Below are 20,273 nucleotides of genomic sequence, written 5' to 3'. Positions count from 1 at the left end.
CAATCCCTCCATGGGCTTGGTCGCCCGCACAAGGACTTAGCGCCCCGCCCGGCCGCCGCCAAGCGGGGCGCGGGGATCAACCCGCTCGCTTCGTCCAGCCATGCATGTCCATCCAGCGGACGAACGCGTCGAACCATCCGGTGCTGGTCGTCGGTTTCGGATACATGCCGAAACCGTGCCCGCCCTGTTCGTACAGGTGGAATTCGACCGGACGCTTCGCCGTCTTCCACGATTCGATCAGGCCGAACCCGCTGTTCGCAAAGAACGGATCGTCGGCAGCGATCGCGACGAACAGCGGCGGCGCGTCGGCGGGCACCGGCCCCATGGCGGCAAGCGGGCCGTACACGTCGCCAATGAACGCCGGCTTCGCGGGGCCGTTCGACAGGGTGGTCGCCATGGTCAGCATCGCGCCGGCCGAAAAGCCGATCATGCCGATACGGTTCGGATCGACCTTCCATTCCCCTGCGCGCGACCGGATCAGCGCGAAGGCGGCGTTGGCATCGGCGATCTGCGGGGCGAGCATGTTGCTGGCGCCCCCCGGCGCAGGACGCGGGCGGGGGGCGGTGCCGGAAAACATCTCGCGCATCGACTTTTCGAACCCCGCCATGTCGGCGGGCGTCTGGTTCAGACGATATTTCAGCACGAAGGCGGCGACGCCGCGCTCGGCCAGCGCCCTGGCCACGTCCCAGCCTTCGTTCGACATCGACAGCGTACGAAAGCCCCCGCCGGGCGCGACGATCACCGCCGTGCCGGTCGCCTTGGCCGGATCGGGCAGGAACGGGGTCAGCGTCGCATCGGTCACGTTGCGGGTGAAGCTGCTGCCATATTGCCGGTGCCACGATTCCTTCGCGGTCGCGCCGGGCAGCGTTCCGGTGTTCAGCGGGATCGCATTGGGCTGGGCCGGGGCCGCCATCGGCTCCATCCTGTCGCTCTGCGCCAGTGCCGGCGTGGCGATCGCCACCAGTACCGCGCCGATCGCCCAGCCAAGCGTACGCCGCCCGTGAAATGCTCGCATAAACCCTCTCCCTGTTATTATCGGGGGAGTATCCTCACGGCTCGGGGCGTTGTCCAACGATTCTTGTTAGCGGTAACGGTTATTGCGGAGACCCGCATCCCCGCGCAGGCGGCGATGCGGTATCCAATGGAATTACCCCTGCGCGAACAGCTTCGTGCCGACCACGCCGACGACGATCAGCACCATGAAGCCCGCCTGCACCGGCGCGATCTTTTCCCCGAATAGCATCGCGCCGCCGATAATGACCCCGACCGCGCCAAGGCCGGTCCACACCGCATAGGCGGTGCCGGCGGGAATGCCGCGCATCGCCAGCGCCAGCAGCCCCATGTTCACGAACGACAAGGTGATCGGCACGGCGGACGCGACCAATGTCCCCTGCCCCGCCGCCCATTTCAGGCTCAGCGCCCAGATAATCTCACACACGACCGCAACCGCGAGAATGGCCCATGCCATATCGCTTCTCCTGTCACGGGCTCGGAAAAATGGGCCTTGGCGTCGGAAACCCGAAAGAGACGCAAGGGCCAGAACGCGAAACGCCGCCCGGCCGGATCGGCGGGGCGGCGTCGTCGCGCGGAAAGACGTCGATCAGTTCAGGCGGCTACCACCCAGACCGGCAATGGTCCGGTCGACCAGCGCGCGGTCGGCGTCACCCGACAAGTGCGTCGAGATCAGCGCGCTGGCTGCCTTTGCAGCGGCATCGGCGGCGGTCGCGCGGACCTCGGCGATGGCGGCGCGTTCGGCGGCGGCGATCTTGTCGGTCGCCATCTTGGCACGACGCTGGGTCAGTTCGGCGGCGTCGGCCTCGGCCTTCACCAGCAGCGCCTGCGCCTCGGCTTCGGCATGGGCGACCATTTCGGCGGCCTGTGCCTCGATCCCGGCGATCTTCGACGTATATTCGTCGCGCAGCGCTTCGGCTTCGGCGCGCAGGGTGCGCGCTTCGTCGAGGCGGGTGCGGATCGCGGCGATCTGACCGTCGAGCAGGCGGCCGATCACGGCGGGCACGCCCTTCACGACCAGCACCAGCAGGAACAGCAGCATCGCCGCGCTGACCCATGCCGTGGCGTTCAGGCCCAGCGCGGTCGGATCGGCGTGCGCCGTTCCGGTGGTGCTGCCGTGCGAACCCTCGACCGCTTCGGTCCCGGTCTTGGCCAGGCCCTCTTCGTGGATCGCTTCGTTCAGCGTGGGGCTGCTGTGCGCGACGTTCGGATTAGCCATGGAGCACCGCCTTCACCGCGCCCTGCGCGTCCTGTTCGCTAACCCGCACGCCCGACACGCGCTCGACGATCGCCTGTGCCGCTTCGGCGGCGACCTGTTCGACCTGCGCCATTGCCGCGCCACGCTGGGCAGCGATATCGGCCTCGGCCTGCGCGACGCGCGCCTGCATGTCGGCATTGGCCGCGGCCAGCCGTTCGGCGGCCGCCGCCGCACCCTTGGCACGGGCTTCGGCCAGCAGCTTCTGCGCAGCCTCGCGGCTGGCATTTTCGCGGGCACGCCATGCCGCTTCGGTCGCATCCGCCGCACCGCGCGCCTGTTCGGCGGCGGCGAGGTCGGCGGCGATGCCCTGGTCGCGCTGGTCGACCGTGCCCTGCACCTTGGGCACCATGCCGAGGCCCACGAAGAGGAACACGATGCCGAAGGTCAGCACCAGCCAGAAGACCTGCGACCCCCAGGTCGCGGCGAGCTGCTCGATTTGCGGCATGAAACGTCCCGTATTGGTCTGGTCGACCGGGCGCCATCGCCCGGTCGAAACCGGTCCGTCATCCGGACCGGCAAGTCCGGCGCGGGGCAAAGCCCCCGCGCCGGGCGTCACGCGATGTTACGCGACGAAGATCAGCAGCACGGCGACGACGAACGCCAGCAGGCCGAGAAGTTCGGCGGCGGCGAAGCCGATGAACATGTTGCCCTGCTGGCCGGCCGCTGCCGACGGGTTGCGCAGCGCGCCCTGCAGGAAGGCGGCGAAGACGTTGCCCACGCCGAGTGCGGCGAGGCCGGCACCGATAGCTGCGAGACCGGCGCCGAGGAACTTGATGGCGTCTGCTTCCATGTCGAAAACTCCCTTGGAAAAATCTTGTATGTTGGTTGGATCAGTGATGGTCGTGCAGGTGCACGGCATCGTTGATGTAGAGCGAGGTCAGCAGCGCGAAGACATAGGCCTGCACGCCGGCGACCAGCATTTCGAGGGCCGACACGCCGACCATCAGCGCGAAGCTGGGCACGCTGACCAGCACGCCGATGCCGGCACCGGTCGCGGTCGAATTGATGATGAAGCCCGCCAGCACCTTCAGCAGGATGTGCCCGGCGGTCATCGCCACGAACAGTCGCAGCGCGAGGCTGAACGGGCGGACCATGAACGACACGAACTCGATCGGCGCGACCAGCAGCAGCACCGGGATCGGCGTGCCCTTCGGCGCGAACAGGCTGAAGAAACGCAGGCCGTGCTTGAACAGGCCGACGACCAGCACGATCGAGAAGCTGGCGATGGCAAGGACGCCGGTCACCGTAAAGTGGCTGGTGACGGTGAACGGGTGCAGTCCGACCAGGCCAAAGGGCAGCAGGCCGACGACGTTCGCGAACAGGATGAACATGAACAGCGAGAAGACGTACGGCAGGTACTTGCGCCCTTCATGGCCGATGTTCGCGGCGAGCAGCTTGTCGATGAAGCCGGTGAAGCCTTCGACCGCCATCTGCCAGCGACCGGGTACCTGCTGCTGCTTCATGCCGCCGATCATGAACACGAACAGCGCAACCGCCGCCACGATCATCCACAGCGCCGAATTGGTGAACGGCAGGACGTGATCGCCCAGGGGAATGTTGAAGATCGTCTGCACCTCGAACTGGTGCATCGGATCGATCTTGCCTGCCTGCGCCACGTCGCTTCGCCCCGATATGCCAAGGCGCCCGAGGACTGTCAGTCCGGACGCCGGTTCGAAATCCTGATGATATTCCTGAACGCACTGGCAATTCCAAGGAACAGCAGCACGAGCAGGAGCCATGGCGAGGTGCCGAGCAGATAGTCGAGGGTTCCCCCGATCACCGCCCCCCCGACCATCCCGCCGACCAGTTCAGCCAGCACGCGATTGCCGAGGCGGTAGTTTTTCTCCCCCGCTTCGTCGCGCGCCTGACCGGATCGGATCGCCTCGTCCGCCTTTGCCCGTCGCAATCGCTCATCGAGCGAGGTGATCCGGGCATCTTCGGGCAAGGGGTCTAGTCCGGGCTCGTTCTCCGCCATCATCCCCTCCCACGACCAGTCGGTCGGGCCGGATATGCGCCGGATGGCGAGCCCGCCAAGGCAGGCGCGCTTTAGGAAGGTGACGGTTTCGAGTCAACCTTGGCGTTCGCGCGGAAACCTTTCCGGAGGATGAACGGAGGGTCGAGTGTGTTGAGAGCCTCTCTACTCGTTCATTCGCTTGGCCATCCCGAGAATATGGCTACACCAGCCGTGCGGTCGACACATCGACCGCAGAGGAGGTGAGGAAAACGAGCAAAGATTCAGCAATGGTCATCATCGGCGTAGCAATGCTGGTGGTGGCTTTCGCGACCTTGGTGCTTAAAATCATCGAGGTCGCCCGCTCGAAGTAGCGGCGGGAGGGGGCCGTGCCTGGCAGCCGGTCCCCAAACGCCAAAGACCCCGACTGCTGGCACAGCCGGGGTCGGAGGTGATTCAACGAACTTAGACTCAGCCATCAATACGTAGCGTATTGGTCGCCGATTTTCAATCCCTCACACGCAGCGTGGGTCGCGCTCCGGCGGGCCGTTGCCGCGGGTTTCCCAGCCGCCGCCCGGCGTTTTGTACTTCTCGCCCGGCTTGGTCTGCGCGATCAGGTTGCAGCCCGACACGAACGCGAACTGTTCGACCGTCGCGCCCGACTGTGCGCCGCGGGTATAGGCGGCTTTGCGCTGGATGTTGATGTTGGCGACCAGCGACCGAAGTTCGGGCGTGCCGCCGCCGACGACGCCCAGATAGCCGTCGGGCTGTTCGCCCACCTGCCCCGCCGCGCGGGCGGCCTGATAGGCCGGGTCGCGTTGCGCCCATGCGGTGCCGGCAATCCCGGCGACCGCGACGAAGGCGGCGAGACCGTATTTGACATATGCGTGCATGGTCAGAAAATCCCTGGGTTATCCTGGATGAGCGTCTTCGCCTCCCCATCGAGGCGATACACGACTTCCTGCGTGATGTTGATGTTCAGGTTGATGACGATCGGCTTGTCCGGCGCGGCCACGTTGACGCAGCCGCCGGCGAGGCACGCAGTGCCACCGATCATCAAGGCTCTGAACATCGTCACGCTGTCGTTCATGGCACAGTCTCGCTTTCGGAGGGCTGAATGGTGGTGTCGAGCGGCGCCGGTGGCAAGCCCTGTTCGCGGCGACGCTGTTCGGCCTGGAGCGCGGGCAGGTTGCGTTCGATCAGCCGTTTGGGGTCGTAGTAATTCTGCACCGAATCGATCAGCTGGCGGAAGGGCGCCTTGATCCGGACGTTGAAGACCAGCGGCAGGCTGGCCAGGCGACGGATCAGGAAATTACTGTACGTCCCCTTGCCCTGGCTGACCCCGGCAAAACGGATCGCGGTCAGCATCTCACCGGCCAGCGGGCCGTCCAGCTCGATCGTCAGGCGGCGATAGTTCATCGATTTCAGCGCCTGGAAGGCAAGGTTGCCCCAGAAGCCGACATCCTCCTTCGACACCTCCCCCACATAGGACAGGTTGCCGCCACCGCGCGATTGCAGCTTGCCGCCCTCGATCCGGCCGCCATTGGCGTCGAAGATCATCGGCAGCACGCCGTCGAACACGCCCGACGCGTTCAGATTGTCGAATTCGAACTGCTGCAGGAACAGCCCGCCATCGACCCCGGTCACGCGGAAGGTCATGCGCCGTTCGACATCCTCGGCGAAATCGAGGATCGTCGGCTCCAGCACCATTTCGCCGCCGCCCAGCGGCCAGCGCCCGCCTTCGATCTGGACGCGCATCCCTTCGATCAGGCGGTAGCGGACCACGCCGTCGGTCACCGCGATGCCCGGATTGACCTCCGCGATCGTCGCGACCTGTCCCGGCGCGGTGACGAGGCCGAGCAGGTCGGTGAAGCGGATCTCGCCCGCCAGTCCATTGACCGGGCCGAACGCGGCGGCAAGATCGGTGTCGGCGGTGCGGAAGGTGCCGGTCGAGGTGACGCCATCCGGGCTCCACGCGATATCGCCGCGGCCCGATACCGTGCCCTTCACATCGGCGACGACACCGAAGGTCAGGCGGGTCAGTTCGTTCGGCTGGAACGAATCGCCAAAGGTGATGCCGGGCACCGCCAGCACCGCATTGCCGCGCCCGGTGGCAAGGTCGTGGACGATGGTGACGTCGGTGACCTTCACCCCCTTGGTCGGGTGTTTCAGCGTGCCGCCGGCGCGAATGTCGTTGCCGCTCAGGGTCAGCTTGAAATCGTCGCTGCGCAGCGGTTCGAATCGAGGCTGCGGGTCGGCGTCGCGCACCCCGACATCGCCGTCGAGCGACAGGACGCCACCGGCCAGTTTCCAGTCGCCGGTGGCGTCGCGAATCAGCAGCGGCACGTTGCCGATCTGCCCCTCGCCCCGTTCAAATTGCCCCGCGACCACGCCGTTCGCGACGCGGCCGGTCAGCGTGCCGAGGTCGAGGACGCTGACGCGGTCGGGGCTGCCCAGCCGGGTCTTCACATCGGTGAGCGTGAAGCCGAGGTCGCCAAGGCCAAAGCGTCCGCCGCCAGCCGCCAGCGTGACGGGGGTGCCGCCCAGCGTGCCGGTCAGCCGGGTCGCACCGGTAGATACCCCGCCACCGATTCGCCCACCCGCCAGCCGGACCATGCCGCCGTCCGCCGCGCACAACCGCAGCCGCGCCGGATCGAGCGTCAGCGCCGACACGCGCAGCCGGTCGAAGGCAACGGGCACGCAGCCGGTATTCACCACGAGCCGTCCGCCGCCGTCCCAGCGCGCGTTGATCGGGAGCGCCAAGCGGTCGATCCGGCCGCCGCTAAACGGTCCCGACAGTTCGACGCGGGTTTCGATGCGGGTCGCGCCATCGGCGGCGGTGCGGAAGCGCAGCGGGGAGAGCGCCAGCCGGGCATCGCCCGCCGCATAAGGGGCGATCGTCGCGGTGCCGTTGACCGGGGCTCCGGGTGCTGCCTGCGACAGGCGCACGCTGGCAACCGGCAGCCCGCCGCCGCCCATCGCCAGCGTGCCGTTCAGCGCCACGCCCTTGCCCGACACCCAGCGTACCGGCCCGTCGCGCAGCGTTGCGCGCGCACCGCTGGCCGCGACGAACGCCAGCCGATCGATCCGCGCGGCGAGCGGACGCGCGGCGACGTCGGCCGACACATCGAAGCGTTGCAGCGCCCGGCCCGCCGCACGGGTCGCCGCGATCGCCAGCGGTGCGACCGGGGTTCCGGCGGCGGCCTGCGCACCGCCCGCGATGCGTGCCACCATCGCGGGGGCGAGGCGAGCGCCACGCGCGCCGATCCGCCCGTCGAACGCGGGCACGCCGCCCACCGCATAGCGTCCGGCGATCGACAGCCCCTGTCCGGCCAGCTGCGGCAGCACGAAATCGCCCGATGCCAGGTCGATCGCACCGGTCGTTCCCTTGGGTCCTCCGTCGAACCCGATCGTCCCCGACAGCGCAGCCACCTGCGTCCGGGGGGCGACGATGCGATCGGCCGCGACCTCCGCCCGCCCGCGCCACCGGTCGAAGCCGGGCGAGAGCGTCGCTTCCGCCCGCACCGCCGGCCCGACCAGCCGCACATCGCCACACGCCGCCGCCTGGGCGCGGATCGGGCCACTGAACGACGGGCCGGTGCGCGCGGTGCGCAGCGACAAGTTCGCCGCCAGCCGATCGATGCCGCAGCCGTTCAGCGCCAGCCGTTCGGATACCGCCGCCAGTTGCCCGGTAAACCCGTCCGCCAGATTGCCGCTCCCCGCGAGCTTCGCGCCGACGACGCCGTACGGCGTGGTCAGGCGGATACGGCCATCGTCGACGCCCACATCGAAATCGGGCAGTGCAAAGGGCTTACCGGAGGGCGGCGGCAACAGCTTGTCGATCTGTCCGAACGAAACCGTCCCGTCCGGCCGCAGGGTGGCGCGCAGCCGTGCCTGTCCGACGCGTGCGCCGGTAACCTTTGCCCCGTTCAGCGACACATCCGTATCGATCTCGATCCAGTCGGCGATCAGGTCGGGCGCCTTCGGATCGCCCAGCACCACATCGACCAGCCGCTGTCGGCCCAGCCCGATCTGCGCGACGCGATACCGCGCGGCGATCCCGCGCTTTTCCAGTTCGCGACGGACCAGATTGTCGGCGATCGGCTTGCGCTGCGTCCACAACAGCCCGGCGAGCAGCAGCACGACGCCGCTGACGATCAGCAACACCTGCGCGAAACGCCGGCGCTTGCGGCCCCGGCGACGCGGCGACGCCACGGTCTCCACCGCCTGCTCGTCGTCACCGCCCAGACCACTCACTCCGCTGTTCAGCCCCGTTCGTCGCGCCTCACGCCGCCGGGGTCAAGCGCGAGAGGCGGCAAACGGTTCCGGCAGCGCAACGGAACTTGTCTCAGCCGGCGGGTCGCCGCGGCGCCATCGCGGCCTTGCGCCGGTCCTGCCAACCCTGCGCCGCGTCGGCGATCGGCGGCCGGATGCAGGCCTCCAGCTCCGCCGCGGACCGGATAGTCGGCACGCAGGCGAGATAGGCCCGACAGACCGCGGCATCGAACAGCGGGTCGCCGCTGGACGGTTTCAGCGCGCAGCGGGCGGGGCCGACCAACCACGCCCGCTTCGTCACGATCTGGAAGTTGCGCGGCCGTTCGCCGGTCACGACGATTTCTTCGTCCGGCGGTGGTGGGGCGGGCGCGGCCTGTGCCAGCAAAGCGGCGGCGAGGAGCGCCAGCATCACCGCCCCAGCCGCCGGACGATGCGGATGCCGACATTATCGATGCCCGGATTGGTGTCGGAAAAGATCTGGCGATGGCTGAAATGCTCCCATGCCAGTTCGACCGCCCAGCGCCGGTCGACCCGCACGCCGATCGACGCATTGGGATTGAACAGGATTTTCGACCCGAACGAGGTCCGCCGGCGATAGATGTCGTAGCGCCGCCATGCCTCGTCGTTGGAAATACCCGGCTGGAACGGATCGGGCGTGAAGCTGTAGCCGTCGATGACGGTCGCGCCGATCCCGACCTGCCCATAGACCCGACCGCGCAGGATATGCTGCCGCCATTCCGCGCCGATGCTGAAGAAACTGGTGCGCCCGGCGGTATTGATCTGCGACTTGGCGGTCAGGCGGGGTTTGAGCAGGATGCGCAGGGGTGCGGTGCGATAGGCGATCTGCACGTCGACCGTGCCGTTTTCCTCGAACCCTTCATAGATTTGGCCGTCCGGCAGCTTAGGCAGGTCGAAAATCAGCTTGCCGCCGAGCGGATGGAAATCGGTGCCGTGGTGCAGCACGCCGATGGCGACCTCCGCCCCCTCGCGCGGCGGCGTTGCCGTCTCCTGTGCCATCGCCGTCGTGGAGGCGAGCGCCAACACTGCGCCCAGGACGCCCTTTTCCAACCGAATCATGTGAACCCCTTCCCACAAACGGCAGTCGCTTCGCCGTGGCCAATGTCGTATCATCGACAATAATTGCTGTAAAACAGAAAGTATCTTGTGTCCGACGGATATTCGTTGCCGCCGAAAAAAGCGCGGACCAGCCGCAGGGTAGGTATGCTGTTCCTCGTCATCGCAGCATTGCTGGGGGTGATGACGATCGTCGCAGCGGCGGCACCGGGACCCTATCTGAATTGCGATGGGGAACAGCGGTGTCGCGGCGGTGCGGATGCGGCGAACCTGCTGCCCGACGAAACGCTTGCCCGATTGAACAGCAACACCAAGGCACGCGGCCAATTCGACAGATGGGTAGCGGAGCCGGGCGTCCGCGTCGGCTTGGCAGCGATCGTGCTGCTGGAATCGGGGCCGATGGCGGTCCTGTTCCTTGCCGTCGGGATGGCGCTGCGCCGACTTGGGCAGCAGCGGCACCATGCACTGGCCGATGCGCTGCCGTGGTTACGCCGCGCCTCCCGCGCTGCGATCACCCTGGCGGTCGCGCGGATCGTGTGTCCCGTCTTGCAGGCCGGACTGCTCTATAACGGCGTAGGTGGTTCCACCGCATTGTCCAACCCGATCCAGGTGGATACTGCGTTCCTGCTCCTGCTGCTGGCCTTCGCCGCCTATGCCACGATCTGGGCATTGGAGGCTGGCATCCGGGCGGAGCGCGAACTGGCCGATTTCGTCTGATGCCGGTCATCGTCAATCTCGACGTGATGCTGGCGCGGCGGAAAGTGCGGTCGAAGGAACTGGCCGAGGCGATCGGCATCACCGAATCGAACCTGTCGCTGCTGAAATCGGGCAAGGTGAAGGGCGTGCGCTTCGCCACCCTCGCTGCGATCTGCCGCTATCTCGACTGCACGCCGGGCGACATCCTCGACTATACCCCGTCCGACGACGACCTCAAGCCGGGGGGCGAGGATTGAGCCGCCCCCTCGCCCCGCCGCGCGCGATCCGCTAGGCGGGTGGCCATGACCACGCCCGAGACCGATGGCACCGGCCACCGTGCCCGCCTGCGCGGGCGGTTGCTGGAACATGGCGGCGCGGCGCTGCTCGACCATGAGCTGGTCGAATATCTCCTGACGCTGGCAATTCCGCGCCGTGATACGAAGCCGCTGGCGAAGACCCTGCTCCACGAATTCGGCGGGATCGGCGGGCTGCTGTCGGCTGATCCGCTGGCGCTCAGCAAGGTGTCGGGCATGGGCGACAGCGCGGTGGCGGCGATCCGCATCGCGCAGGCCGCCGCAACGCGGATGCTGCAGGCGCAGGTGACCGAGCGGCCGGTGCTGTCGAACTGGCAGGCGCTGCTCGACTATCTCCATGCCGACATGGCACATCAGGCGGTCGAGCGGATTCGGGTTCTGCACCTGAACAGCCGCAACCTGCTGATCCGCGACGAACTGGTGGCGGAGGGGACGATCGACGAAGCGCCGATCTATACCCGCGAGGTGATCCGCCGCGCACTCGACCTCGGCTCCGCCGCGCTGATCCTGGTCCATAATCATCCGAGCGGCGATCACAGCCCCAGCCGGGCCGATATCGACCTGACCCGCACCATCGCCGCGGCGGGCAAGCCGCTGGGCATCACCGTCCACGACCACCTCATCATCGGCGCGAAGGGGCATACGAGCCTGCGTGCCCAGGGAATGTTCTGAATGCGTACCGAGAAAGAAAAGATGATCGCCGGCGAGCTATACCATGCCGGCGATGCCGAACTGGTCGCCGATGTCGCGCGGGCGGCGGCGTGGATGGACCGCTACAATGCCCGTATCGCGCTGGACCGCGACGAACAGCGCGGCCTGTTGCGCGAGATCATGGCCGGGGTCGGCAGGGACGTCGTGATCCGCCCGCCGTTCCATATCGACTATGCCTATAACATCACCCTCGGCGACGAGGTGTTCCTGAATTACGGCTGCGTCATCCTTGATGTGTGTGCCGTCACCATCGGCGACAAGACGCAGATCGGGCCGGGCGTGCAGATCCTTGCCGCCGACCATCCGCGCGATCCGGCGGTGCGCGCACAGATGCTGGAATTCGGGCGGCCGGTAACGATCGGGCGCAATGTGTGGATCGGTGGCGGGGCAATGATCCTGCCCGGCGTTACGGTCGGCGACGATGCGATCATCGGCGCGGGATCGGTCGTGACGCGCGACGTGCCCGCCGGCGCGACGGTGGTCGGCAATCCGGCGCGGGTCCGATAAAAAACGACCGCCGGGATTGCTCCCGGCGGTCGCATCGATATCAGCTCAAGACTGCGGCTCAGGCGCTCTTGCTCAGGAAGCTGGTCAGCTCCGCCTTCGTCACCGCCTTCGACTTGTCCTTGTCCGCTTGGGCAAAGGCCTGCTTGACCCAGCTCTTCACCTCGGGCTTGTCGGCGGTCACGCCCGGCTCGCTGGCCGATCGCAGCGCGACCATCCATTCGCCGAACTGCTTTTCGGTCAGCTGGCCCTTCCCGTCCTTGTCATATTTCGGGAATTCGGCCTCGACGATCTGCGCGATCTGCGTGCCGCTGGCGGGCTGACCGGCCTCGGCGGTGGTCTGCGCGGTCTGCGTTGCCGGATCGGCCTGCGTCGCGGGTGCCGGCTGCGTCGCGGCGATCGATGCATCAGCGGGGGCCGCTGGCGAGGTTTGCGGCGCGACCTGCGTTGCCGGGGCAGTCGTCTGTGCCGGGGCCGTGTCCTGCGCGAAGGCGGGAACAGAAACCACCATGGCACTGGCGAGAAGAATACGCTTCATCATCGAATTTCTCCTTTCGGATTGGTTCGGAACTTCATGCCGCCGCTATGAAACAACTCCGTAGCGGCGCTGCGATGACCCAACCAACTTAGGTCGTTTCGGTTTCGATTGAAGCCCTTTTCGCATTTCTTCTATCGCAAGACAGGCTCGATTCGTCCGCGACTTGTTGCTAGGGCGCGGCAAACCGTTCGCCCGTTTTCGAAAGGCCTGCCATGATTCCCCGTTACTCTCGCCCGGAAATGACCGCCCTGTGGCAGCCCCAGGCCCGATTCCGCATCTGGTTCGAGATTGAGGCGCACGCGACCGACGCGCTGGCCGAACTGGGCGTGGTGCCGCGCGACGCCGCCGAAAAGATCTGGGCGATGAACGACGCCGACTTCGACGTGGAGCGGATCGACGCGATCGAGGCCGAGACGAAGCACGACGTCATCGCGTTCCTGACCCATGTGTCGGAGCGCACGGGGCCGGAAGCGCGCTTCCTGCACCAGGGCATGACCAGCTCGGACGTGCTCGACACCTGTCTGGCGGTGCAGCTGGCGCGGGCGTCGGACATCCTGCTCGCCGATCTCGACAAGCTGCTGGGCGTCATCGAACGCCGCGCACGCGAACACAAGCTGACCCCGACCATCGGCCGCAGCCACGGCATCCATGCCGAGCCGGTGACGTTCGGGCTGAAGCTGGCGCAGGCCTATGCCGAGTTCGATCGTTGCCGCACGCGCCTGAAGAATGCCCGCGCCGAAGTGGCGACCTGCGCGATTTCGGGCGCGGTCGGCACCTTTGCGAACATCGACCCGCGCGTTGAAGAGCATGTTGCTGAAAGGATGGGCCTGACCATCGAGCCGGTGTCGACGCAGGTCATCCCGCGCGACCGCCATGCGATGTATTTCGCGACGCTGGGCGTGATCGCCGGGTCGATCGAGCGCCTCGCCACCGAAATCCGCCATCTGCAACGCACCGAAGTGCTGGAAGCCGAGGAATATTTCTCGCCCGGGCAGAAGGGCTCGTCGGCGATGCCGCACAAGCGCAACCCGGTGCTGACCGAGAACCTGACCGGCCTGGCCCGCATGGTGCGCGGCTATGTCACCCCGGCGCTGGAGAATGTCGCGCTGTGGCACGAGCGCGACATCTCGCACTCGTCGGTCGAGCGCTATATCGGCCCCGACGCGACGATCACGCTCGACTTCGCGCTCGCCCGCCTGACCGGCGTCATCGACAAGCTGGTCGTCTATCCGGCGCGGATGGAAAAGAACCTCAACAAGATGGGCGGCCTGGTCCATTCGCAGCGCGTGCTGCTGGCGCTGACCCAGGCCGGCGTCAGCCGCGAGGATTCGTACCGCTGGGTCCAGCGTAACGCGATGAAGGTGTGGGAATCGGACGGCGAACTGTCGCTGCTCGAACTGCTGAAGGCCGATCCGGACGTCGCCGCCGCGCTGTCGGCGGAAGAGATCGAGAGCCGGTTCGACCTTGGCTATCACTACAAGCATGTCGACACGATCTTTGCGCGGGTGTTCGGCAAGGCGTGACGCCCCGGCCCCGCCGGACCTGACCGTCCGGCGGGGGACAGTATAATCTTAACGATCTCACCCTACGCGGATGGCATGATTTTCCGCCGCTTTTCGCCCGATCTCGAAATCCGCACCGCGCTGGCCGGGTATCGCCAGTCCCCCGATGCCATCCTTCTGTTGAAGGAGGGTGCGTTCGTCGAATGCAATCCCGGTGCCGAGGCCATTTACGGCCGGACGCGCGCCGAAATCATTGGGCAGAACCCGGTCGTCTTTTCGCGTGCGACACAGGCCGACGGCCGCCCGACGGCCGAACATGTCGGCGAGCGGGTGCAACAGGCGGTTCGCGACGGCTTTGCCCGGTTCGAATGGTTCAACATGCGCGGCACCGAAGAGGTGCGGATGCTGGTGACGGTGATCCCGGTCCCGCAGGAGGGCCCAGACGCGGTGCTGGTGATGTGCCAGGACATGGCCGCGACCGGTACCGTGGTCGATACGCTGAAGCACGGGCTGGCCGCGCTGGCCGGCGGTGACCTGAATGTCCGGATCGACACCCGCTTCAGCGAAGAATTCGAACCGCTGCGCGACAGCTTCAACACCGCTGCCGACCGCATGGCGGAATCGATGGCCGAAGTGACGTCGGTCGCCGCGGCGCTGCATAACGGCTGCAGCGATATCCGCCAGGCATCGGACGACCTGTCCGGCCGCACCGAGCGCCAGGCCGCCAGCCTGGAGGAATCGGCGGCGGCGATCCAGGAAATCACCCAGAATGTGCGCGAGGCCGCGACGCTGGTCGACACGACCGAGGCGATCATCGCCGACACGCATCGCGACGCGCAAAGCTCGGCCGGTATCGTCGAGGATACGACCCGCGCGATGGCCGGCATCGAAAGCGCGTCGAAGGAAATCGGCGAGATCATCTCCGTCATCGACGGGATCGCGTTCCAGACGAACCTGCTGGCGCTGAACGCCGGGGTCGAGGCGGCACGCGCGGGTGATGCCGGCAAGGGCTTTGCCGTCGTCGCATCCGAAGTGCGCGCGCTGGCGCAGCGTTCGGCCGACGCCGCCAAGGACGTGAAGGCGCGGGTAACCGCATCGACCGCGCAGGTCGATCGCGGCGTCGAACTGGTATCGAGCACCGGCATCGCGCTGAAACGGATTACCGAACAGATGGACCGCATCCGCGCGCTGATCGGCAATATCGCGACCGCCTCGCATCAACAGGCCGAAACGCTGGGCCAGATCAACATCGCGGTCGGCGAGATGGACAGCATCACGCAGCATAATGCCGCGATGGTCGAGCAAACCACCGCCGCCGCCCGCAATCTGGCCGAGGAAGCCGCACGGTTGAACGATGCGGTATCGACCTTCCGCGTGGGGCATGGCGATGCGCGCGGGGCACATGTCGCGCCGCTGCGCATGGTGGCAGGTGGCCGGCGCTAGAGCGGTTTCCGACCAGGTTGGATCACCGGCATGGAGGTGATTGCGGCTCGATGCGAGGCGCGAGGAGGGAGCGATGCCAGGCATCGTGACCGACGAGCAACGCTGCATCGGACCGAAAGCGCCCCGCCGCGGAGCGGTCGCCCGAAGGGCGATGACGGTGGTTCAACCTGGTCGAAAACCGCTCTAGCGCGGCGGTCAGGCGACCGGCCGCTCCATATACACTGCATCCTCGCCAAACCCGGCCGCACCGCCGGGGGCCGCGATGAAGCCCTGTCGCGCCCAATAGGCATCGGCACCGCCGACCGCGATCAGTGCCAGCACGGGAATGTCGCGGCGGGCGGCAATGTCGCACAGGATCGGCAGCAGACGCTCGACCGCGCGGGTTCCCCGCGCCGGCGGGGCGACGACGACATCGTGGAGATACCAGCAATCGGCGCTGGGCGGCAGGTCGCCGAGCAGCGCGTGCATCGCCGGCGGGGCCAGCCGGTGCCACGGATGGCTGATGCAATGGCCGATGACCGCATCCCCGTCCGCCAACACCCAGCAGCCATCGGGGCTGAGCGCGATGCGTTCGGCATAGAGGTCCGCCGCCTCGCCATAGTCGCCCAGTTCGGCCTTTGCGAGCGTGGCGATGGCCGGTGCGTCGGAGACGGTGGCGGGACGCCACACAGCGGTCATGGTCGTCCTGGTCCTCGGTTTGGGCGGCCGTGCCATAACACGCTTTCGTCATCCCGGCGCAAGCCGGGATGACGAAGATTTGGCCGGCTGGACCTACCCGCCGAGCGCAGTCTTCAGCCGGCTGAAGAAGCCCATCGATTCGGGACATTCCTCACCGGTTTCGGTTTCGCGGAACGCCTCCAGCAATTCCTTCTGCCGCGCCGACAGTCGGGTCGGGGTCTCGACCTCGATATGGATCACCATGTCGCCGTGCCCGCGCCCCTGCAGCACCGGCATGCCGGCCCCGCGCTGGCGCAGTTCCTTGCCCGACTGAATCCCGGCCGGCACGCGGATGCTGTGCTTCTGTCCATCGAGGCCGGGGATTTCGATCGTGCCGCCCAGCGCTGCGGTCGTGAAGCTGATCGGCGCGCGCGCGTGCAGCGCGGTGCCTTCGCGTTCGAACAGCGCGTGGCGCTTGACGTGCAGGAAGATGTAGAGATCGCCCGACGGCGCGCCGCGCGCCCCCGCCTCGCCCTCGCCGGTCAGGCGGATGCGGGTACCTTCGTCGACGCCGGGCGGGATGTTGACCTGCAACGTCTTCGTCTGGTCGACGCGGCCTTCGCCGTTGCAAACCGGGCACGGGTCACTGATGACCTGGCCTGCGCCGTGGCAGGTCGGACAGGCGCGTTCGACGACGAAGAACCCCTGCTGCGCACGCACTTTCCCGTGGCCGTTGCAGGTGTGGCAGGTCCGCGCCTTGGTCCCCGGCGATGCGCCGCTGCCGCCGCACGGCCCGCAGGACGTGGACACGTCGACGGTGATCTCGGTCTGGTGGCCATGATAGGCCTCGTCCAGCGACACCTCCATGTCATAGCGCAGGTCGGCGCCGCGACGCGGCCCGGCACGGCCACCCTGGCGGCCGCCGCCCATGAATTCGCCGAAGACGCTTTCGAAAATGTCGGAAAAGCCGCCGAAATCCTGCGCGCCGGCACCGGCACCGCCCGCACCCTGACGAAAGGCGGCATGGCCGTAGCGGTCGTAGGCCGCGCGCTTCTGCGGGTCTTTCAGGCAGTCATAGGCTTCGTTGATCGCCTTGAACTTCGCCTCGGAATCCTTGCACCCGGCATTCTTGTCGGGGTGATATTTGATCGCGAGCTTGCGATAGGCCGACTTGATCGTCCCCGCATCCGCGGTGCGCTCACATTCGAGCAGCTCGTAGAAATCGACTTCGGTGGTCATTCGAAAACCCCAAAAGCCCTCTCCCCTTCAGGGGTGAGGGTTGGGAGAGGGGAAGTCACGCAACGGCCCCTCTCCCCGGCCCTCTCCCCGCAAGCGGGGAGAGGGAGCAGTCATTACGCCTTTTGGCTGTCGTCGACTTCCGAGAACTCGGCATCGACCACGTCGTCGGCCTTGGTCTCCGCCTGGGCGTCGGCCGCAGGCGCGGCTTCGGCCTGCTGCTGCTTCTCGTAGATCGCCTGACCGAGCTTCATCGCGACCTGGGCGAGCGCGGTGCTCTTTTCGGTCATGCGCTCGGCATCGCCGCTCTCGACCGCTGCCTTGGTCTCGGCGACCGCGGCTTCGATCTCGGACTTCAGCGACGCGTCCACCTTGTCGCCATTGTCGGCCAGCTGACGCTCGGTCGTGTGGATCAGCGATTCGGCGTTGTTCTTCGCCTCGGCACCTGCACGACGCTTCTTGTCCTCTTCGGCAAACTGCTCGGCATCGCGGACCATCTGGTCGATGTCGTTGTCCGACAGGCCGCCCGAGGCCTGGATGCGAATCTGCTGTTCCTTGCCGGTGCCCTTGTCCTTGGCGCTGACGTTGACGATGCCGTTGGCGTCGATGTCGAACGTGACCTCGATCTGCGGCACGCCGCGCGGCGCGGGCGGGATGCCGACCAGATCGAACTGGCCCAGCATCTTGTTGTCGGCGGCCATTTCGCGCTCGCCCTGGAACACGCGGATCGTCACCGCACCCTGATTGTCGTCGGCGGTCGAATAGACCTGCGACTTCTTGGTCGGGATGGTGGTGTTGCGATCGATCATGCGGGTCATGATGCCGCCCAGCGTTTCGATGCCCAGCGACAGCGGGGTCACGTCGAGCAGCAGCACGTCCTTCACGTCACCCTGCAAAACGCCCGCCTGGATCGCGGCACCGATCGCCACGACTTCGTCGGGGTTCACGCCGGTGTGCGGTTCCTTGCCGAAGAACTGCTTCACGACTTCGCGGACGCGCGGCATGCGAGTCATGCCGCCGACCAGCACGACTTCGTCGATCGCGCTCGCCTGCACGCCGGCATCGGCCAGCGCCTTCTTGCACGGCTCCAGCGTCCGCTTGACCAGATCCTCGACCAGACGTTCGAGGTCGGCACGGGTGATCGACTTGACGAGGTGCTTCGGACCGGTCGCATCCGCCGTGATGAACGGCAGGTTGACTTCGGTCGTCTGCGCCGACGACAGCTCGATCTTCGCTTTTTCAGCGGCTTCCTTCAGCCGCTGGAGCGCCAGCTTGTCCTTGGTCAGATCGATACCTTCGATCTTCTTGAACTCGTCGGCCAGGAACTGCACGATCTTCGCGTCGAAGTCTTCGCCGCCGAGGAAGGTGTCGCCGTTGGTCGCCTTCACCTCGAACACGCCGTCGCCGATTTCCAGCACGGAAATGTCGAAGGTGCCGCCGCCAAGGTCATAGACCGCGATGGTCTTGTTATTGTCCTTGTCGAGCCCGTACGCCAGCGCCGCCGCCGTCGGTTCGTTGATGATGCGCAGCACTTCGAGGCCGGCGATCTTGCCGGCGTCCTTGGTCGCCTGACGCTGGGCATCGTTGAAGTATGCCGGCACGGTGATGACCGCCTGCGTCACGGTTTCGCCGAGATACGACTCCGCCGTTTCCTTCATCTTCTGCAGGATGAACGCGCTGATCTGCGACGGCGAATATTCCTCGCCGCCCGCCTTCACCCACGCATCGCCGTTCGGCCCGCGCGCGATGGTGTAGGGAACCAGCTCGGTATCCTTCTTGGTGACCGGATCGTCGAACCGGCGGCCGATCAGGCGCTTCACCGCAAAGATCGTGTTGTCGCCGTTGGTGACCGCCTGACGCTTGGCCGGCTGGCCGATCAGCCGCTCGCCATCCTTGGCGAACGCCACGATCGACGGCGTGGTGCGCGCGCCTTCGGCATTTTCGATGACCTTGGGGCTACCGCCCTCCATCACCGCGACGCAGCTATTGGTCGTGCCCAGATCGATACCGATTACTTTAGCCATGGTCCCTCATTGGCCCCCGGGTTGAAATACTGCCTGGACCCAAACGGCACGGGGAGGTGCCGTCCGGATCGTTCCGAGGGCGGATATAGGCAGGGTTCGGCTTGCCGCAAGATTATGCGCGGCATAGGGAACCGTATCGGGACAGGAGCGTGCGCATGAAGACACGGTGGATGGTGCTGGCGGGGCTATTCCCCCTGATCGTGGTCGGCGGATGTTCGCAACCTGCCGAAAAGGGAATCGTCGTGGAGGATGCGTGGGTTCGCCTGCCCGCGGTGCCGGGCCGCCCGGCCGCCGGCTATGCCACGATCAAGGGCGATACCGGCACATTTTCGGCGATGCTGCGCGGCGCGGCCAGCCCGAAGGCGCAGAAGATCGAGCTGCACGTCACCATGACGATGGGCGAGAAGATGGTGGGGATGAAGCCGATCGCCCAAATCCCCGTGCCGCCGAACACCACGCTGTTCCTGAAGCCTGGCAGCGCACACATGATGATGTTCGGTGTCGCGTCCGAGCTGAAACCCGGCGATACGATGCCGATCACCTTCCAATTCGATACCGGCGCCAAGACAGTTGACGCGAAGTTGGTCGGCGCGGGCGATCCGGCACCCCAGTGAAGCGTCCGCTCACCCCGGCCGAAACCGATCTCGCCCGCACCATGTTCGGCGACACGATCGATTATGCCCGGGCGCGGGTGGCGAATGCGAAATGGGCGTTCTTCCAACCGAAACAGGTCGCGATGGCACCGACCGGATGCATCCATTTCCATCCGGGCGGCACGCTGTACCGCGACGATTTCGCGCACGCCGGGCGCGATCTGGCCGCGCTGTTCCTGCATGAGATGACGCATGTCCACCAGACGCAGCATCGCGGGCGCTACTGGCTGCCGCTGATGCGGCATCCGTTCTGTACCTATGCGTACGACGTCGTACCGGGCAAGCCGTTCGAGGCGTACGGCATCGAGCAGCAGGCGGAGATCGTCCGCCACGCGTTCCTGCTGCGGCAGGGGGTGGCGGTGGAGGGCAAGCCACCGCTGGAGGTGTATGAGGCGCTGCTGCCGTTTGGGCGGGGGTGAGGTCGAC

At 66.7% G+C, this 20,273-nt stretch carries 25 protein-coding genes; 8 read left to right on the top strand and 17 right to left on the bottom strand.

Features of this window, described 5'->3' with window-relative positions; genetic code table 11:
• Positions 1 to 76 precede the first annotated feature (76 nt).
• The 13 genes from ASE67_RS09080 to ASE67_RS09025 all read right to left on the bottom strand — a co-directional run bounded on the left by ASE67_RS09080 (position 77) and on the right by ASE67_RS09025 (position 9,572).
• Positions 77 to 1,015, bottom strand: a complete 939-nt coding sequence (locus tag ASE67_RS09080; protein ID WP_055759743.1) for an alpha/beta hydrolase — start codon at positions 1,013 to 1,015, stop codon at positions 77 to 79.
• A gap of 132 nt (positions 1,016 to 1,147) precedes the next feature.
• Positions 1,148 to 1,468, bottom strand: a complete 321-nt coding sequence (locus ASE67_RS09075; protein WP_055759740.1) for a DMT family transporter — start codon at positions 1,466 to 1,468, stop codon at positions 1,148 to 1,150.
• 132 nt (positions 1,469 to 1,600) lie between these two features.
• A complete protein-coding gene (locus tag ASE67_RS09070) occupies positions 1,601 to 2,230 on the bottom strand; it encodes a F0F1 ATP synthase subunit B family protein (RefSeq protein ID WP_055759737.1) in 630 nt (209 codons plus the stop codon).
• On the bottom strand, positions 2,223 to 2,714 hold the full coding sequence (locus ASE67_RS09065; RefSeq protein ID WP_055759734.1) for a F0F1 ATP synthase subunit B family protein: 492 nt from the start codon (positions 2,712 to 2,714) through the stop codon (positions 2,223 to 2,225). Before ASE67_RS09065 ends, ASE67_RS09070 begins: the two co-directional genes overlap by 8 nt.
• Before the next feature lie 117 nt (positions 2,715 to 2,831).
• The gene (locus tag ASE67_RS09060; protein ID WP_055759731.1) at positions 2,832 to 3,059 is read right to left on the bottom strand and encodes a F0F1 ATP synthase subunit C; all 228 of its coding nucleotides are present in this window, start codon (positions 3,057 to 3,059) and stop codon (positions 2,832 to 2,834) included.
• A 40-nt stretch (positions 3,060 to 3,099) separates the two neighbouring features.
• Entirely contained in the window at positions 3,100 to 3,885 is a 786-nt protein-coding gene (locus tag ASE67_RS09055; RefSeq protein WP_055759728.1) for a F0F1 ATP synthase subunit A, read from the bottom strand.
• A 38-nt stretch (positions 3,886 to 3,923) separates the two neighbouring features.
• Positions 3,924 to 4,244: an AtpZ/AtpI family protein gene (locus tag ASE67_RS09050; RefSeq protein ID WP_055761505.1), complete on the bottom strand. Its 321-nt coding sequence runs from the start codon at positions 4,242 to 4,244 to the stop codon at positions 3,924 to 3,926.
• Between the two features lie 199 nt (positions 4,245 to 4,443).
• Positions 4,444 to 4,572 carry a hypothetical protein gene (locus ASE67_RS18730; protein WP_268795361.1) on the bottom strand — a complete coding sequence of 43 codons (129 nt, stop codon included), beginning with the start codon at positions 4,570 to 4,572 and terminating at the stop codon, positions 4,444 to 4,446.
• A gap of 163 nt (positions 4,573 to 4,735) precedes the next feature.
• A complete protein-coding gene (locus tag ASE67_RS09045; RefSeq protein WP_055759725.1) occupies positions 4,736 to 5,113 on the bottom strand; it encodes a YdbL family protein in 378 nt (125 codons plus the stop codon).
• Positions 5,114 to 5,115: 2 nt separating this feature from the next.
• The gene (locus ASE67_RS09040; protein WP_055759722.1) at positions 5,116 to 5,310 is read right to left on the bottom strand and encodes a YnbE family lipoprotein; all 195 of its coding nucleotides are present in this window, start codon (positions 5,308 to 5,310) and stop codon (positions 5,116 to 5,118) included.
• On the bottom strand, positions 5,307 to 8,477 hold the full coding sequence (locus tag ASE67_RS09035; RefSeq protein ID WP_235511856.1) for a YdbH domain-containing protein: 3,171 nt from the start codon (positions 8,475 to 8,477) through the stop codon (positions 5,307 to 5,309). Before ASE67_RS09035 ends, ASE67_RS09040 begins: the two co-directional genes overlap by 4 nt.
• 91 nt (positions 8,478 to 8,568) lie before the next feature.
• Positions 8,569 to 8,904 carry a hypothetical protein gene (locus ASE67_RS09030; RefSeq protein ID WP_055759720.1) on the bottom strand — a complete coding sequence of 112 codons (336 nt, stop codon included), beginning with the start codon at positions 8,902 to 8,904 and terminating at the stop codon, positions 8,569 to 8,571.
• Positions 8,904 to 9,572, bottom strand: coding sequence for an acyloxyacyl hydrolase (locus tag ASE67_RS09025; RefSeq protein WP_156348566.1), 669 nt, complete (start codon positions 9,570 to 9,572; stop codon positions 8,904 to 8,906). Before ASE67_RS09025 ends, ASE67_RS09030 begins: the two co-directional genes overlap by 1 nt.
• A gap of 144 nt (positions 9,573 to 9,716) precedes the next feature.
• On the opposite strand from ASE67_RS09025, the gene ASE67_RS09020 reads away from it, so the two are divergent.
• Genes ASE67_RS09020 through ASE67_RS09005 form a run of 4 tightly spaced genes read left to right on the top strand, consistent with a single transcriptional unit; the run spans position 9,717 to position 11,797 of the window.
• On the top strand, positions 9,717 to 10,286 hold the full coding sequence (locus ASE67_RS09020; RefSeq protein ID WP_055759717.1) for a hypothetical protein: 570 nt from the start codon (positions 9,717 to 9,719) through the stop codon (positions 10,284 to 10,286).
• Positions 10,286 to 10,522, top strand: a complete 237-nt coding sequence (locus tag ASE67_RS09015; protein ID WP_055759714.1) for a helix-turn-helix domain-containing protein — start codon at positions 10,286 to 10,288, stop codon at positions 10,520 to 10,522. Before ASE67_RS09020 ends, ASE67_RS09015 begins: the two co-directional genes overlap by 1 nt.
• 45 nt (positions 10,523 to 10,567) lie before the next feature.
• Positions 10,568 to 11,251, top strand: a complete 684-nt coding sequence (gene radC / locus ASE67_RS09010; protein ID WP_055759712.1) for a RadC family protein — start codon at positions 10,568 to 10,570, stop codon at positions 11,249 to 11,251.
• Complete coding sequence (locus tag ASE67_RS09005) at positions 11,252 to 11,797, top strand: sugar O-acetyltransferase (RefSeq protein ID WP_055759710.1); 546 nt, start codon at positions 11,252 to 11,254, stop codon at positions 11,795 to 11,797.
• 58 nt (positions 11,798 to 11,855) lie between these two features.
• Here the strand turns inward: ASE67_RS09005 and ASE67_RS09000 are convergent, their stop codons facing one another.
• Positions 11,856 to 12,332 (bottom strand): EF-hand domain-containing protein, encoded by a 477-nt coding sequence (locus tag ASE67_RS09000; protein ID WP_235511855.1) that lies wholly within the window; start codon positions 12,330 to 12,332, stop codon positions 11,856 to 11,858.
• A gap of 212 nt (positions 12,333 to 12,544) precedes the next feature.
• Between ASE67_RS09000 and purB the strand changes: the two genes are divergently transcribed.
• Positions 12,545 to 13,855, top strand: coding sequence for an adenylosuccinate lyase (gene purB, locus ASE67_RS08995; protein ID WP_082457040.1), 1,311 nt, complete (start codon positions 12,545 to 12,547; stop codon positions 13,853 to 13,855).
• Between the two features lie 75 nt (positions 13,856 to 13,930).
• Entirely contained in the window at positions 13,931 to 15,277 is a 1,347-nt protein-coding gene (locus tag ASE67_RS08990) for a methyl-accepting chemotaxis protein (protein ID WP_055759693.1), read from the top strand.
• A gap of 195 nt (positions 15,278 to 15,472) precedes the next feature.
• On the opposite strand, the gene ASE67_RS08985 is transcribed toward ASE67_RS08990, so the two are convergent.
• From ASE67_RS08985 to dnaK, 3 genes are all read right to left on the bottom strand, one after another.
• On the bottom strand, positions 15,473 to 15,955 hold the full coding sequence (locus ASE67_RS08985; RefSeq protein ID WP_055759691.1) for a GNAT family N-acetyltransferase: 483 nt from the start codon (positions 15,953 to 15,955) through the stop codon (positions 15,473 to 15,475).
• A gap of 93 nt (positions 15,956 to 16,048) precedes the next feature.
• Positions 16,049 to 17,173: a molecular chaperone DnaJ gene (dnaJ, locus tag ASE67_RS08980; protein ID WP_055759688.1), complete on the bottom strand. Its 1,125-nt coding sequence runs from the start codon at positions 17,171 to 17,173 to the stop codon at positions 16,049 to 16,051.
• Between the two features lie 113 nt (positions 17,174 to 17,286).
• The gene (gene dnaK, locus ASE67_RS08975; protein WP_055759685.1) at positions 17,287 to 19,194 is read right to left on the bottom strand and encodes a molecular chaperone DnaK; all 1,908 of its coding nucleotides are present in this window, start codon (positions 19,192 to 19,194) and stop codon (positions 17,287 to 17,289) included.
• A 155-nt stretch (positions 19,195 to 19,349) separates the two neighbouring features.
• Between dnaK and ASE67_RS08970 the strand changes: the two genes are divergently transcribed.
• Positions 19,350 to 19,808, top strand: coding sequence for a copper chaperone PCu(A)C (locus ASE67_RS08970; protein WP_082457038.1), 459 nt, complete (start codon positions 19,350 to 19,352; stop codon positions 19,806 to 19,808).
• Positions 19,809 to 19,849: 41 nt separating this feature from the next.
• Positions 19,850 to 20,266 carry a hypothetical protein gene (locus ASE67_RS08965; protein ID WP_055761496.1) on the top strand — a complete coding sequence of 139 codons (417 nt, stop codon included), beginning with the start codon at positions 19,850 to 19,852 and terminating at the stop codon, positions 20,264 to 20,266.
• Positions 20,267 to 20,273 lie beyond the last annotated feature (7 nt).

This window comes from Sphingomonas sp. Leaf23, from assembly GCF_001421585.1.
Lineage (GTDB): Bacteria > Pseudomonadota > Alphaproteobacteria > Sphingomonadales > Sphingomonadaceae > Sphingomonas.
The sequence above is the reverse complement of the archived record's forward strand: the minus strand, read 5'-3'. Positions and strand labels throughout refer to the sequence as shown.

Excerpts from the sequence above, each read along its gene's own strand:
- ASE67_RS09080 (WP_055759743.1), bottom strand. The coding sequence starts at position 1,015 with ATGCGAGCATTTCACGGGCGGCGTACGCTTGGCTGGGCGATCGGCGCG.
- ASE67_RS09075 (WP_055759740.1), bottom strand. The coding sequence starts at position 1,468 with ATGGCATGGGCCATTCTCGCGGTTGCGGTCGTGTGTGAGATTATCTGG.
- ASE67_RS09070 (WP_055759737.1), bottom strand. The coding sequence starts at position 2,230 with ATGGCTAATCCGAACGTCGCGCACAGCAGCCCCACGCTGAACGAAGCG.
- ASE67_RS09065 (WP_055759734.1), bottom strand. The coding sequence starts at position 2,714 with ATGCCGCAAATCGAGCAGCTCGCCGCGACCTGGGGGTCGCAGGTCTTC.
- ASE67_RS09060 (WP_055759731.1), bottom strand. The coding sequence starts at position 3,059 with ATGGAAGCAGACGCCATCAAGTTCCTCGGCGCCGGTCTCGCAGCTATC.
- ASE67_RS09050 (WP_055761505.1), bottom strand. The coding sequence starts at position 4,244 with ATGGCGGAGAACGAGCCCGGACTAGACCCCTTGCCCGAAGATGCCCGG.
- ASE67_RS18730 (WP_268795361.1), bottom strand. The coding sequence starts at position 4,572 with ATGATTTTAAGCACCAAGGTCGCGAAAGCCACCACCAGCATTGCTACG.
- ASE67_RS09045 (WP_055759725.1), bottom strand. The coding sequence starts at position 5,113 with ATGCACGCATATGTCAAATACGGTCTCGCCGCCTTCGTCGCGGTCGCC.
- ASE67_RS09040 (WP_055759722.1), bottom strand. The coding sequence starts at position 5,310 with ATGAACGACAGCGTGACGATGTTCAGAGCCTTGATGATCGGTGGCACT.
- ASE67_RS09030 (WP_055759720.1), bottom strand. The coding sequence starts at position 8,904 with ATGCTGGCGCTCCTCGCCGCCGCTTTGCTGGCACAGGCCGCGCCCGCC.
- ASE67_RS09025 (WP_156348566.1), bottom strand. The coding sequence starts at position 9,572 with ATGATTCGGTTGGAAAAGGGCGTCCTGGGCGCAGTGTTGGCGCTCGCC.
- ASE67_RS09020 (WP_055759717.1), top strand. The coding sequence starts at position 9,717 with ATGCTGTTCCTCGTCATCGCAGCATTGCTGGGGGTGATGACGATCGTC.
- ASE67_RS09015 (WP_055759714.1), top strand. The coding sequence starts at position 10,286 with ATGCCGGTCATCGTCAATCTCGACGTGATGCTGGCGCGGCGGAAAGTG.
- radC (WP_055759712.1), top strand. The coding sequence starts at position 10,568 with ATGACCACGCCCGAGACCGATGGCACCGGCCACCGTGCCCGCCTGCGC.
- ASE67_RS09005 (WP_055759710.1), top strand. The coding sequence starts at position 11,252 with ATGCGTACCGAGAAAGAAAAGATGATCGCCGGCGAGCTATACCATGCC.
- ASE67_RS09000 (WP_235511855.1), bottom strand. The coding sequence starts at position 12,332 with ATGAAGCGTATTCTTCTCGCCAGTGCCATGGTGGTTTCTGTTCCCGCC.
- purB (WP_082457040.1), top strand. The coding sequence starts at position 12,545 with ATGATTCCCCGTTACTCTCGCCCGGAAATGACCGCCCTGTGGCAGCCC.
- ASE67_RS08990 (WP_055759693.1), top strand. The coding sequence starts at position 13,931 with ATGATTTTCCGCCGCTTTTCGCCCGATCTCGAAATCCGCACCGCGCTG.
- ASE67_RS08985 (WP_055759691.1), bottom strand. The coding sequence starts at position 15,955 with ATGACCGCTGTGTGGCGTCCCGCCACCGTCTCCGACGCACCGGCCATC.
- dnaJ (WP_055759688.1), bottom strand. The coding sequence starts at position 17,173 with ATGACCACCGAAGTCGATTTCTACGAGCTGCTCGAATGTGAGCGCACC.
- dnaK (WP_055759685.1), bottom strand. The coding sequence starts at position 19,194 with ATGGCTAAAGTAATCGGTATCGATCTGGGCACGACCAATAGCTGCGTC.
- ASE67_RS08970 (WP_082457038.1), top strand. The coding sequence starts at position 19,350 with ATGAAGACACGGTGGATGGTGCTGGCGGGGCTATTCCCCCTGATCGTG.
- ASE67_RS08965 (WP_055761496.1), top strand. The coding sequence starts at position 19,850 with ATGTTCGGCGACACGATCGATTATGCCCGGGCGCGGGTGGCGAATGCG.